The organism is Terriglobus sp. YAF25 (assembly GCF_052113305.1).
GTDB lineage: Bacteria > Acidobacteriota > Terriglobia > Terriglobales > Acidobacteriaceae > Terriglobus.
On sequence record NZ_JBFRCY010000162.1, the window covers coordinates 1 to 13,021 of the forward strand.

General features: G+C 59.3%; 15 protein-coding genes. 12 read left to right on the forward strand and 3 right to left on the reverse strand.

The window, feature by feature from the left end; all coding sequences use genetic code 11:
* Window positions 1-8 precede the first annotated feature (8 nt).
* Both AB4043_RS08750 and trpD read right to left on the reverse strand, forming a co-directional pair.
* The gene (locus AB4043_RS08750) at window positions 9-344 is read right to left on the reverse strand and encodes a YbjQ family protein (RefSeq protein WP_442301023.1); all 336 of its coding nucleotides are present in this window, start codon (window positions 342-344) and stop codon (window positions 9-11) included.
* A gap of 73 nt (window positions 345-417) precedes the next feature.
* On the reverse strand, window positions 418-1,428 hold the full coding sequence (trpD, locus tag AB4043_RS08755; RefSeq protein WP_442301022.1) for an anthranilate phosphoribosyltransferase: 1,011 nt from the start codon (window positions 1,426-1,428) through the stop codon (window positions 418-420).
* Window positions 1,429-1,471: 43 nt separating this feature from the next.
* Here trpD and AB4043_RS08760 point away from each other — a divergent pair, with 43 nt between their 5' ends.
* The 11 genes from AB4043_RS08760 to AB4043_RS08810 all read left to right on the forward strand — a co-directional run bounded on the left by AB4043_RS08760 (window position 1,472) and on the right by AB4043_RS08810 (window position 10,695).
* Window positions 1,472-2,167 carry a hypothetical protein gene (locus AB4043_RS08760; RefSeq protein ID WP_442301021.1) on the forward strand — a complete coding sequence of 232 codons (696 nt, stop codon included), beginning with the start codon at window positions 1,472-1,474 and terminating at the stop codon, window positions 2,165-2,167.
* A 90-nt stretch (window positions 2,168-2,257) separates the two neighbouring features.
* Entirely contained in the window at window positions 2,258-3,436 is a 1,179-nt protein-coding gene (gene sucC / locus AB4043_RS08765) for an ADP-forming succinate--CoA ligase subunit beta (RefSeq protein WP_442301020.1), read from the forward strand.
* On the forward strand, window positions 3,436-4,311 hold the full coding sequence (gene sucD, locus AB4043_RS08770; RefSeq protein WP_442306874.1) for a succinate--CoA ligase subunit alpha: 876 nt from the start codon (window positions 3,436-3,438) through the stop codon (window positions 4,309-4,311). The genes sucC and sucD overlap by 1 nt, the downstream gene beginning before the upstream one ends.
* Window positions 4,312-4,479: 168 nt before the next feature.
* A complete protein-coding gene (locus AB4043_RS08775) occupies window positions 4,480-4,785 on the forward strand; it encodes a hypothetical protein (protein ID WP_442306875.1) in 306 nt (101 codons plus the stop codon).
* A 130-nt stretch (window positions 4,786-4,915) separates the two neighbouring features.
* The gene (locus AB4043_RS08780) at window positions 4,916-5,551 is read left to right on the forward strand and encodes a BON domain-containing protein (RefSeq protein ID WP_442306876.1); all 636 of its coding nucleotides are present in this window, start codon (window positions 4,916-4,918) and stop codon (window positions 5,549-5,551) included.
* 158 nt (window positions 5,552-5,709) lie between these two features.
* Complete coding sequence (locus AB4043_RS08785; RefSeq protein ID WP_442306877.1) at window positions 5,710-6,237, forward strand: hypothetical protein; 528 nt, start codon at window positions 5,710-5,712, stop codon at window positions 6,235-6,237.
* Entirely contained in the window at window positions 6,152-7,375 is a 1,224-nt protein-coding gene (locus AB4043_RS08790; RefSeq protein WP_442306878.1) for an amidase, read from the forward strand. Before AB4043_RS08785 ends, AB4043_RS08790 begins: the two co-directional genes overlap by 86 nt.
* Before the next feature lies 1 nt (window position 7,376).
* On the forward strand, window positions 7,377-8,150 hold the full coding sequence (locus tag AB4043_RS08795; protein WP_442301015.1) for an ATP-binding cassette domain-containing protein: 774 nt from the start codon (window positions 7,377-7,379) through the stop codon (window positions 8,148-8,150).
* Window positions 8,151-8,330: 180 nt separating this feature from the next.
* On the forward strand, window positions 8,331-9,446 hold the full coding sequence (locus AB4043_RS08800; protein WP_442301014.1) for a hypothetical protein: 1,116 nt from the start codon (window positions 8,331-8,333) through the stop codon (window positions 9,444-9,446).
* 55 nt (window positions 9,447-9,501) lie between these two features.
* On the forward strand, window positions 9,502-10,119 hold the full coding sequence (locus tag AB4043_RS08805; RefSeq protein WP_442301013.1) for a thymidine kinase: 618 nt from the start codon (window positions 9,502-9,504) through the stop codon (window positions 10,117-10,119).
* A gap of 60 nt (window positions 10,120-10,179) precedes the next feature.
* A complete protein-coding gene (locus AB4043_RS08810) occupies window positions 10,180-10,695 on the forward strand; it encodes a superoxide dismutase family protein (RefSeq protein WP_442301012.1) in 516 nt (171 codons plus the stop codon).
* 398 nt (window positions 10,696-11,093) lie between these two features.
* Here the strand turns inward: AB4043_RS08810 and AB4043_RS08815 are convergent, their stop codons facing one another.
* A complete protein-coding gene (locus AB4043_RS08815; RefSeq protein WP_442301011.1) occupies window positions 11,094-12,170 on the reverse strand; it encodes an SRPBCC family protein in 1,077 nt (358 codons plus the stop codon).
* A gap of 166 nt (window positions 12,171-12,336) precedes the next feature.
* Here AB4043_RS08815 and AB4043_RS08820 point away from each other — a divergent pair.
* The coding region (locus AB4043_RS08820) for an RNA polymerase sigma factor (RefSeq protein ID WP_442306879.1) at window positions 12,337-13,021 on the forward strand (685 nt) is incomplete at its 3' end.

Consider the following 13,021-nt stretch of genomic DNA (forward strand, 5'->3'; position numbering starts at 1 on the left):
CCCTAACCCTAAATCTTCTCCACAACGACAGCCGTGCCGTAGGCAAGCACTTCGGTGACGCCTTGCATGATTTCGGTCGCGTCGTACTTGGCTGCGATGACGGCATTGGCTCCGCTTTGCTCGGCGTGCAGCAGCATCATTTGAAAGGCGTCGTTGCGTGTCTTCTCGCAGAGGTCACTGAGGATGGTGATATTGCCACCGATCAATGTCTGCAGACCGGCGCCGATAGAACCGAAGATCGAGCGCGAGCGTACCAGAATGCCGCGGACGACTCCTATATTGCGAACGATGCGATAGCCAGGCAGCTCAAACGCGGTGGTGACCATAGACGGATCGATAGGCATGGAGTTCTCCTTGCGGTGAATTGTACGAGGAGAAGGTTTACTGAGTTCCAGATTCGGCGAAATATAGCCGCGCTTAACTGCGAAGCTTTTCCAGCAAAGCAGTAACCGCGCCGCAGTCGATGGTTGATTGTGCCAGGGCAACGCCCTCTTTCAGCGTGGCAGCTTTGCCGGCGACGACCAGCACTGCGGCGGCATTCAGCACCACAACATCCCGGCGTGGGCCTTGTTGCCCGGCAAAGATGGCGGTGAGGATGGCTGCGTTCTCCACTGCATCGCCGCCGCGGATCTCTGAGATAGGGGCACTCTTCAGACCGAGGTCTTCCGGCTTCAAGGTCATCAGCGAGACGACGCGTCCCTTCACTTCAGCGATCTGCGTGGCGCCGTCGAGCGTGATTTCGTCCAGGCCGTTTCCATGCACGATAAACGCGTGCCGCGTGTTGAGCATGGCCATGGCTTCGGCAACGACCGGCACCAGGTGTGGCGCATAGACACCCATCACCTGGGATGGGGCTCCGGCGGGGTTCGCCATCGGGCCAAGGATGTTGAATACAGTACGGACGCCGAGAGCGCGGCGTACCGGCATGACGGCCTTCATGCCGGGATGGAGCTCAGGTGCATGAAGAAAGAGGAAGCTGTTACGGCGTAGGGTTTCAGCGCCGGCCTCGGGGGTCTGTGAGATGGGAATTCCCAGGGCTTCCAATACGTCAGCGGAGCCGCACATCGAAGTGACGGAACGATTGCCGTGCTTGGCAACGCTGGCTCCGGCGGCTGTGGCGACCAGGGCCGCGGCGGTGGAAATATTGAAGGTGCCGCTCAGGTCCCCGCCGCTGCCGCAGGTGTCGACCAGCATTTCGCGTTCGCCTGCGTTGAGAGGAAGTTGCAGGGCGGCCAGACGCATGGCTTCGGCAAAGCCTGCGATCTCAGCGGCGGTCTCGCCGCGGGTAGCCAGGGCTGTGAGCAGGCCGGCGAGCGTGATCTCGGTAAAGTCGCCTGTGAGGATCTCGGCCATCAGGGCACGGGACTCCTCACGCGTGAGCACGGCTTTCTGTTCGACGATGCGCTTGAGAGTGAGTGAGAGACCCATATCCGTTTTTTGAGGGTAGCATTTAGATGCGAATCGGCCGGGAATGTCATCTAATATCCGTATGCGCTGGATGGCACTCGTCGCACTGTTCGTGACGCTCACCGCGGCTGCGCAGGACCCGCAGCGGACGGCGAAGCCCGGCGACGACAACAACAGAATCCGCAGCGTCCCGACAAACGACAACTATTCGGTTCCAATCGACTCAATCGATTACGACAACCCTATGGCGCATCCGGAAAATCGCCCTGCCGCGCCAATCTGTGATCCGGAACAGATTGAGGTAAAGATCGGCTCGGACAACGCTTCCAACGGCCAGCACGGCATTCCCATCAGCTTCCATAACGGCAGCAATCTGACCTGTTCCTTTTCATCCGTAATGGTGATGCAGCTCGAGAACAGCTCCGTCGTTCAGGAGAGGGTGCGGCAGGGCACGACATGGGTAATGAAGACGGTCACGCGGTACCGTCCAGTGCCGATCACGACCTGTCAGAACTGTGGCGGATTCCACTTCAACTCCAGCATCGGACAGGAGATTGTTGTCGAATCCGATGCCGTGGTCTATGCGATTATCGGCTTTAGTTCGCTCAACTCCGCACCCTGCGCTGACCCAGACACGTTCAGTTGGTTGACGCGTCCTGGCAGCCAGATGCAGCATGTTCCTCTCTCACTGCATGTCTGTGCGCCGCTGCGATTCTCCGGAATTATTAAAAGTTTGCCCGATGGCTTCCTGACACCGTAACCCCGTGCGAACATCGCACGAAAGTGCGATCTCCGGTTGCGCCTCGTTCTGCGGCTCGACTACGATCATTGGCGGATAGCTCCGGAACCAATGAAAATTCACGAGTATCAGGCAAAAGAGATCCTGCGGAAGTATGGCGTCACCGTCCCTGCCGGTGAGATGGCCACCACGCTGGAAGAGGCCGACAAGGCCGCCAAGCAGCTCTTCTCCAACGGCGCTCCCGCCGTGGTCGTCAAGGCGCAGATTCACGCCGGCGGCCGTGGCAAGGGTGGCGGCGTGAAGGTTGCCAAAACGATCGACGACGCCAATGCTGCATCGAAGGCGATCCTCGGTATGCAGCTGATTACGCATCAGACTGGACCTCAGGGCCAGAAGGTGCAGCGCCTGCTGGTCGAGGAGGCTTCCGCCATCGACCGTGAGCTGTATCTCGGCATCGTGCTCGACCGCGCTTCGGCCAAGCTGGTGTTCATGGCCTCGCAGGCCGGCGGCATGGAGATCGAAGAGGTTGCCGCGAAGGATCCTGAGGCGATTTATAAGGAGTACATCGATCCAGGTATCGGCCTGCAGCCGTACCAGGCGCGCAAGCTCGCCTTCAAGCTGGGCCTGAAGCCCACGCAGGTGGGTCAGGCGGTGCAGTTCATGATGGGCCTGTATAAGGCGTTCGTCGAGACGGACTGCTCGCTGCTCGAGATCAACCCCTTCATCACAACGAAGGACGACAAGCTCGCTGCGCTCGATTGCAAGATCAATTTCGACGACAACGGCATGTTCCGGCACAAGGACCTGAAGGAGCTGCGCGACATCACCGAAGAGGATCCGCTCGAGGTCGAAGCCAGCAAGTTCAACCTGAACTACATCCGCCTGGAAGGCAACATCGCCTGCATGGTGAACGGCGCCGGTCTTGCAATGGCGACGATGGACATCATCAAGTACGCCGGCGGAGCTCCGGCGAACTTCCTGGATGTGGGCGGCGGCGCCAGCCAGGAGCAGATTGAACAGGCCTTCGGCATCCTGTTGAAGGATCCGAATGTGAAGGCGATCTTCATCAACATCTTCGGCGGCATTCTGCGCGTGGATGTGCTGGCGACCGCTGTTGTGGCCGCCGCCAGGAACCTGGGCGTCAACATTCCAATCGTCCTTCGCCTGGAAGGCACGAACGTGGAAGAGGGCCGCAAGATCCTGAAGGAGAGCGGTCTGAAGTTCGAAGTAGGCGCAACGATGAAGGAAGCCGCTGACCTGGCTGTCGCGGCAGCCAAGGGGGTGGCGTAATGGCAGTACTGGTCGATAAGAACACGCGACTGATCGTTCAGGGCATCACCGGCCGCGAGGGTACGTTCCACGCCAAGGCCTGCGCCGAGTACGGCACCAAGGTTGTGGGTGGCGTTACGCCGGGTAAGGGTGGCACCATTCACGAAGGCTGGCCTGTCTTCAACACGGTGGCAGAGGCTGTACGCGAGACCGGCGCCAACGCCAGTGTGATCTTCGTTCCTCCGCCGGCTGCGGCTGACGGCATTCTTGAAGYAGTCGACGCCAAGCTCCCGCTCGTGATCTGCATCACCGAAGGCATTCCCGCGCTGGATATGGCGAAGGCCTGGCCGGTTGTGAAGGGTTCGCAGTCGCGCCTGATTGGGCCGAACTGCCCGGGTGTGATCTCGCCCGGAAAGGCGAAGATCGGCATCATGCCGGGCCGCATTCACAAGGAAGGCAGCGTCGGTATTGTGTCCAAGTCGGGCACCCTGACTTACGAGGCGGTTTACCAGCTCACGACCCGCGGCATCGGTCAGTCGACCGCCATCGGCATCGGCGGCGACCCAATCATTGGAACGACGCACATCGATGCGCTGAAGCTGCTGCAGGACGATCCGGAGACTGAGGCGATCATCATGATCGGCGAAATCGGTGGATCGGCCGAAGAGGCAGCCGCGGCCTTCATCAAGGAGCATGTCACCAAGCCTGTGGTCGGCTTCATCGCCGGACAGACGGCGCCTCCGGGACGCCGTATGGGCCACGCCGGTGCGATCATCTCCGGCGGCGAAGGCACGGCGCAGAGCAAGATGGAAGCTATGCGCGCGGCCGGCATCCACGTCGTGCAGTCGCCTGCGGAGATGGGCGAAATGATGGCCAAGGTGCTGGGCAAGGCCTAATTCATCGATAGACATCAGATATGGGGCGGCTTCGGCCGCCCTTTCTTACTGCGAAAAATCTGGTGTCAAGATTTCACTCGTTCCGGTCTCGGCAGGATTATCGCGTCAGGGCCGGGCAAAGGAATGCGATCCCTCACCATCTCACGCTCCTATTGAAGGAGAGACTCTATGCCGTATCTCACAGATCAGGATCATCGCGTAGTTCCGGGACAGGTGAAAGAAGATCAGGTCACCTCATATATCGAAAAGTACACATCACAACTTCCAAGTTCGTTTTATCTTGGCGTCGCGGGTGTTTCTGTAGCCGCATCTCTGGTGCTAAAACTTACCGGACGCGACCGGGATGCTCAGTTCGTTGGCCAATGGGTCGCCCCTTTCTTACTGTTCGGCATCYACAACAAGCTCGTAAAACAGCATGGCTCCGATGCGCAGGTGCATCATCACAGCGGAGAACAGACGTTACGCGCGGCGTAATCCTGCGTGGCCCCCCATGGCAACCTGAGCGCCGAAGTGCGCATCCCCACACTTCGGCGCAAGTCATCGTCTAAGATTTCAGGCGGCACGGCGCCAGCAAATGACGCTGATTCCGCTCTGGAGATACAAAATGAAACGTACCGCACGGTTTATTTTTCCCCTGCTCCTTGCCCTGCTGATCGCACCTCTACCCGCTGCTCATGCGCAGCAGCAATCCAAGTGGTCGAATGAAGATGCTTCGCGGATTGCGCGCGAGGTACAAAAGCAGCTTCTTCGACTGACAAACTACAGCGTCTTCGATAGTCTGCACTTCGGCCTGCGCGGCGGAGTCGTGACCCTTGGCGGTTATGCCAGCCGGCCCACATTGARAGACGACGCGGCACGCGTGGTGAAGAAGATCGAGGGCGTGACTGAGGTCGACAATCAGATCGAGGTTCTGCCAAACTCACCCAACGATGACCGTATCCGGATGGCGGTTTACACCAACATCTACAGGCAGCCGGCGCTCCGTAAATACACCTCGAACTTCCCGAACGCTGCGCTGACGCCATCGATTCCACGCGCTGCGGGTGGCATCACCTGGGATCCGCCGCTTGGCTATCACGCGATTCACATCATTGTGAAGAACGGCAATGTAATCCTGACCGGGGTGGTCAACAACGAAAGCGACTCGATCATCGCGCAGATGCAGGCAAACTCTACCCCGGGCGTCTTCGGGGTCGAGAACCAGTTGATCGTGGCTTCGCAGCCGAAAAAAGAGAAGTAGCGGCAACAGGGAAACCAGTCCTGGTAATTTACGGGAGGCGGCTTCGCAAGAGCGTTTTTCCTGTAGGTATCGTGTAGGGCTTTCGCATCTGCGGGCGTTTTGCGCAATGAAACGCCGCTACGCCCTTTCTGGGATACCAGTAACTGGGAAAACGCTCTATGCTTGCAAACATGATGCAAGCTGACGAGTCTCGCCGCCGCTTTCTTGGCGTGTGCGCCAAAGCCGGTGTGGGCGCCACGTTGTTTCCCGGTGCACTGTATACGCTGGCCGCGCAGGCGCAGCAGAGTGCTGGGCCTGGAGCCAGGCTTGGAGCCGGGCTTGGAGCAGATCCGGGCACCTTTGCGAAGATCACACCGGAGATGATCGACCAGGCGGCCGCGATGGCGGGGTTGACGATCACCGACGAGCAGAAGAAACAGTTGCTCGATGGTGTTGTCGATCAGCGGGATTCCATTCGCCAGCTTCGCGATCTGCATCTGCCGAATCGAGTGGCGCCCGCGTTTTCGTTCGACCCCGTGCCTTCAGGGATGAAGCTTGAGACGGCGCAGAAGCCCGCCGTGCTGTCCGTAGCGCCCGATGTCAGCGCGCTCTCCCTGAGCAATGATCAGCGTAAAGGGATATCGCACGACCTGGGGAGCGGCCGGTTTCGAAGAGCAGCAGTTCGATACCACAGCGACAGTTGTTGAACGGCTCGACAAAGCCGGGGCCGTGCTGCTCGCCAAGTTGAGTATGGGAGCCCTGGCGCAGGGCGATCTATGGTTCGGTGCACGCACGCGGAATCCCTGGAATACGAAGCAGGGTTCAAGCGGATCGTCGGCTGGTTCGGGCTCGGCGGTCAGTGCAGGTCTGGTGGGCTTTGCCATCGGGACAGAGACATTGGGTTCGATCTCGTCGCCCGCAACGCGTTGCGGTGTTACCGGCCTGCGTCCGACGTTTGGTTTTGTGCCGYGCACCGGAGCGATGGCGCTGAGCTGGACGATGGATAAGATCGGCCCCATCTGCCGCAGCGTGGAAGACTGTGCGCTGGTGATGGACGTCATTCACGGTCCTGATGGGCAAGATCGCATGGTCAAAGAGGCGGCCTTCTCCTGGGATGCGCGCTTTGACTGGAAGAAGCTCCGTGTCGGTGTGTTGTCGGCGGCGTTTGAGGCACCGAAGTTTGAAGAGCCGAAGCGCAAGGATGGCGAGGCCGATGCGGCGTACGCCGAGCGCGTTGCCATGGCAAAGCGCAACTACGAGCGGTCTGTCTATGACAACCGCTACGACCGCGCATCGCTGGATGCGTTGAAGAAGATGGGCGTGACCTTGATCCCGGTGGAGCTGCCGAAGCTTCCCTGGGGAGCGATCACGCCGGTGCTTGAGGTCGAAGCGGCAGCTGCGTTCGATGAGCTTACCTTGAGCGGACGCGATCGTTTGCTGACCGGGCAAAGCTCCGGCGACTGGCCTAACACCTTCCGCATCGCGCGTTTCTACTCAGCAGTGGATTATGTGCAGGCGATGCGCGCACGCACTCTCGGCATCGAGCAGATGGCGGAACTCTTTGCGAAGGTGGACGTGATTGTGACTCCTTCGGGCGGCTCGCAGCTTCGGGCCACCAATCTCACGGGACATCCGGCGGTGATCGTTCCCAACGGCCTGCGTGGTGACGATGCACCACTGCCATGGAAGACTGGCGATGGTGATCCGGGGAACAACGGTGGACCGGGTACGATGACGAGTATTACGTTCCTCGGTCAGCTCTACTCTGATGCACGGCTGGCCGCATTGGCGCGTGCGTACCAGGAGGCCACGGGCTTCCATAAACTCCATCCCAAGCTTGCCTGATATGTCTTTTGTCGTCGCTCAGAATCTGGTGAAGGAGTACCCGGCGAAGAACGCCGCCGGTAAGGTGTGTGTGGTGGATGATGTCTCGCTGACGATCGAGCGCGGCGAGACCCTTGGGCTGGTGGGTGAGTCGGGCTCCGGCAAGAGCACGGTCGCTCGCATGCTACTGCGACTGGTGGAGCCTACGGAGGGCTCTGTGCACGTCGATGGTGTCGATGTGCTGTCGGCGGGACGCGCAGGCATGCACGCTCTGCGACGCCGTATGCAGGTAGTCTTCCAGGACCCTTACTCGGCGCTGAATCCGCGGATGCGTGTGCGGCAGATCTTGCTTGAGCCGTGTGCGATTCATGGCGCACCGCAGGGCATGCGGCCGGAGGAGAGAGTACGGCGACTCTTGCATGAGGTCGGGCTTGATGCGTCAGCGCTTGAGCGCTATCCGCATGAGTTCTCCGGAGGACAGCGGCAGCGCATCAACATTGCCCGGGCGCTGATGTTAAGGCCGGAGTTCCTGGTGCTGGATGAGCCGGTCAGCGCGCTGGATGTTTCGGTGGCGGCGCAGGTGGTGAACCTGCTGTGCGAGCTGCAGCGGAGCTATGGGCTGACGTATCTGTTCATCTCGCACTCCATGCCTCTGGTGCGGTATCTCTGCGATCGTGTAGCGGTGATGCAGCGGGGGAGGCTGGTGGAGATTGGGGAAGCGCTGGAGGTTTGCGATCGTCCGCGCGAGACGTATACGCAGCAGTTGATTGCGGCTACACCGGAGCTCCCGGTGTAGTGTGGTTGGGACGACTCTTCCTGGAGCTTCCGAACGATGAGATGCCACCCGCTTTCTGTTCTCAGTTTGTTGTTGCTGTGTCTACCCTGCCGTGCCGCGGTTCGGGATATTCCCAAAGATCGTCTGCCATCTGATGCTGAATTTCGGAGTACGTATGAGACTCTAGACCGTATTGAGCCGATGGTTGATCACTGGGATGCGACGTGGAGGTATACCACTCCCCGCCAACGGGTTGTTGATCAGCTCGCCACGGCTTTGAAGACGGTGCAGGCTGCGCACGACAGATCTCCTGACGATCTGGAACTGACGCTTTTACTGGGGGTGGTGGCTCACTACGGCTATAACGTGGACCTACCACAGACCTACGAGCTTGCGATGTCGATGTTTGGAAAGGCAAACACCCTCGCGCCGGAAGATATTCGCGGCAGATGGTTTGAGGCCGCTCATGTCTGCCAGTCCGCGAGGCCGGCCGCAGGGATGAAGGCATTTCTCGAAATCGAACAATCGCATCCATGGAAGTCTCTCCCCGTCGATTTCTGGGATGACTACATGGCATGCGGTACTGTGACGGTAATGCCTGCACACGTGCTGCGAGCGGCAGATTACCTCTCGAAACTCAACGCTCCTGCAAATGACATGCGTTCTTTTCTCATCGAGGCGAACTCCAAGCGATTCACCGATCCTGACCCAAAAAACGTTCCACAGCAACAGGCATGGCGTGTCAGGAAGGCTAACTCCCCGAAGGTCAGAATCGGGTCGTATCTTTGTGGCTTTTCGATGGACGTTCCCGGGGATTGGGAGATAGGCTTTGCCCCAGTGAACGAACAGATATGTATGGTGCAGATGCAACTTCCGCAGGAGAAGAAAGCAAGGCTGCACTCTCAGGTGGCCGTAATGGCGCGTCCCGCGAAATCAGAGGAGACGGTAAAGGAGTTTCTGCGAACCGCCGTCCAGCACGGTGAGATACAGGACCTCGCCGAGCTACCCTGTCCTGTGGCAAGTTGCGTTCAGGTCAAGCTGGCGGATAAGAACAAGGCCGGCAAGGACGGGGACGAGATCGGCTGGCTGATTGCCTTCGAGAAAGAAGGACCTGAGTATCCTGGGTTGTTGCTCGAAGAGCCAACAGATCCGCCTACGAAAAAAGAGGACAAGCCACAATATTTTCATCCTGCCGAGCGCTCGACTCGGGCCAAGGGGCGTATTCTTTACCTCTTTGTTCTGGACACATCTTCGGTGTCCGCTCCGATGGCAAAACCTCGGATGGAAGAACTATTGCGTAGTCTTCAGGTGGAATAATCGCCCTGAATCCGGCCCCGTTTTTGCACACCCCGTGCAGCAGTACCATTCCGGAATGACCCAGCATCACGTCGGCCGGCTGGAGGTGATCACCGGCCCTATGTTCTCCGGAAAGAGCGAGGAACTGATCCGCCGTTTGAAGCGCGCCAAGATCGCGAAACAGCGAGTCGCCTGCTTCAAACCTGATATCGATCTCCGATACCACCGTACGGCGATTGCATCGCACTCCGAGCAGACGCATGACGCCGCTGTCGTTACGCCAACCTCCGAGCGCCTGAAGGCGACTCTGTTCGAGAAAGATCACATTCATGAGGTGGATGTCATCGGAATCGATGAGGTGCAGTTCTTCGATGAGGCTGTGATTCCGTTGGTGATGGAGCTGGTGCACCTGGGAAAGCGGGTGATTCTGGGCGGTCTGGACACGACCTTCGCCAACGAGCCCTTCGGTCCCGTGCCGAACCTGATGGCGCTTGCCGACGAGGTGACGAAGTTGTCGGCGGTGTGCATGGTGTGCGGGAATCCGGCGATTCACACGCAGCGGCTGGGACAGAGCCAGGAGCTTGTGGTGGTGGGAGCCGCCGGGCTGTATGAGGCTCGCTGCCGTGAGCACTTCCAGCCCTTTATCGATGAGAACCAGAGCGAGCAGATGGAGCTTCCGGCGGTTGCACAGTAGGCCACGTTTTGCATCGTGACGCATCCTAAACGTATCCTGCGGGATACAAGGAGATTCACTATGCGTCTTGCATCCGTTGCTGCGGCTGCCCTTCTGGCTACCGTTCCCGTTTTTGCTGCCGCACCCAAGCCCGTCAAGGTTATGTTGAAGGACGCAAACGGCAAGGACGCCGGTTACGTCACCTTCTCCCCGGCTAAGAGCGGTGTGAAGGTTATGGTCATGCTCGAGAATCTGCCCGCCGGAGAGCATGCCGTGCATGTGCACGCCGGGGCGACCTGTGAGGCTCCGAGCTTCCAGTCCGCGGGCGGTCACTTCAACCCTGAAAACAAGCACCACGGTTTCAAAAACCCCGAGGGACATCACGATGGCGACTTCCCCGAGTCTGTGACGATGACCGGAAGCATGGGTCACAAGACCTTCGACGCGGATTACCTGTCGCTGGACCCGGCGGCGCCGAACTCCGTCTACGGCCACACAGTGGTCGTGCATGAGAAGGCCGACGATCAGATGACCGACCCGGCTGGAAATGCCGGCAGCCGGCTGGCCTGCGGTGTGATCGAAAAGCCCTCGATGTAGAAGTAACGGGCAGGAAAAAGCAAAGGGGCTGGAGACGTTGTGTCTCCAGCCCCTGTTGTTTGCGTAACCACGGATCTGGGTGGGATATTTGAGCGCTCGAATTTGTTTGTCATCCCGAAGGGATCTGCTTTTCCTGCCGTGGGCGGGAGAGCTCCCGAACGTCTGGCGAGGCACAATGCTGTTGCCCCATTCTTTCGCGAAGCGAAAGGGTGGGGTATCGAGCGAAGCGAGACCGCTTCAATTTCCGGAAGCATTGAAACTGCGGTCGATGCTTCAGCCCCTGAAAAACTGTCAGGCGAGCAAAAAAGGTCGCGCATAGCGCGATACCCCACCCTTCGCGATTTCATCGCGAAGAATGGGGCAACGGGTGTATCGGCTCCCAACAAAGATATCTGTCTTTACCGTGGTGTGCCTGCCGGCGGTGCAGGCCTGCGTACGGCGCCTTCCGGCAACGGCTTGCCTTCGGAGAGCAGCTTCATGTTTTCGAGCATCTGGGTAAACCGGGTGCGGCGGTTTTCAATGTCCTTCTGCTTCGCGGCATCGTCCGGCAGTGCGGAGTTGTCGTAGAGCAGGGTGTAGTGCAGGCGGGTGGTGGTAGCGGTCAGGGGCTCGGCCTCCAGGTCGCCGTGGTACATGATGTAGTTGCTGCCGGCTCGTTTCGGTTGCGTGTAGATGTAGCTGTACTTTGTCTTGCCGACAAGCACCTCGTTGCCGATGGTGCGAATGGCGCCCAGCTCTCCGTCTTTGCCGGAGGTAATGGTGCAGCCGGGGAAGCCCCATTCGCCAATATCGCAGTACTTCCCGATGCGTGCCCAGACTTTGTCTGCCGGAGCATTGACGTCGATGCTCATAGGGATGGTGACGTAGTGCGGCTCAGCCACCAGCCATGGCGCCGTGGAGAGCACCGGAGGAGGCGCGGTCGGTTTTTCTACTTTGCCACCTTCGGACAACGTCTTCATATTCTTCAGGAAGCCGGTAAAGCGCATCTTTCGGGTGGCGGTCTCGGTATTCCGAGCTGCATCGTCCGTGAGCATGGAGTTGTCGTAGAGGAAGCTGTATTCCAGCCGGGAGGTCTTCGCCGTCACCGGAACCACTTCCAGCGTGGCGTGGTAGAGGTTGTAGGTAACCCCCTGTCGCGGAGCCTGGGCGTAGGTGTAGCTGTACTTGGTTTTGCCGACCATCACCTCGTTCTGGATCGACCGAACGGAGCCGATCTCATCTCCTGGCCCCTGGAGGATGGTGCAGGGAAATCCCCAGTCGCCGATGTCGCAGTATTTTCCGACCCGAGCCCAGACCGTGTCGGCTGACGCGTTGACATCCTGGGTCAGAACGAACGAGACGTAGTGCGGGTTGGGGCTTTCCAGCGGCGGGGGAGCCGGACGTGCGGCTGGGGCGGCCGCTGGCGCCTGGGCAAGGGCAATGGCCGAGCAGGCCAGCAGAGCACAGGCAGACAGGGAGAGATGGACCTTAGACATGGGTCTCCTTGAAACGGTGGATGAAACGGTGGAAATGAGTGGGTTTCTGCTGCAGGAGCATCAGACTCCGGCGAACCGACCACTGTCAACGCGCGTCCCTCTTTTGGGTCAGATTTTCTGGGACGTCCCTGGGAACTGCACAGTTACGTTTTTCGTATAGAAACACATGGGCGTTTTACACATGGCGATTCCCGCGCACGGCTTGCCGGTCATACCGGTAAAGCGGGCCATGCTGCTGGGACCGGATCCTAGAAAGGGCCAGGTTCCACCCTCCGCGCCTGTGCCGCAAGTTACACTCGATCAGACACATAAGCAGGCTGAGGAACATATTGTGGAACGCACGCCCGAGCAGGAGGCGATGGAGAAGCTGGTTCGTCAGTGCATGGCGGGGGACTCCCATGCCTGGCAGCAGCTCGTCGCCGCACAGCATCGGCGGATTTACGCCATCTGCTACCGCTTTACGGGCTCGCCTACAGACGCCGAAGATCTAACGCAGGACGTTTTTCTGAAGCTGTACCGGAACCTGGACAGCTTCGACGCCTTCAAGGGCAGCTTCCAGACCTGGATTACGACGCTGGCGCGCAATCTGCTGGTAGATCACTTCCGCCGTACGCGCATGGACCGGGTCTCGGATTCGATGGATGCGAGTTTTGACGGGGAAGACGACGGCCCGACCTTCGCCGATCGGCTGGCCGATACGCGTAAGGGCCAGCATGAGCATGTCGCCGGTCTGGAGCTGAAGACCCGTATCCAGACAGCGTTGAAACAGCTCTCGCCAGAGTTGCGTGAAGCAGTTATTCTGCGCGATCTGGAAGACATGGATTACAAAGAGATTGCGGCTGTACTCAAAG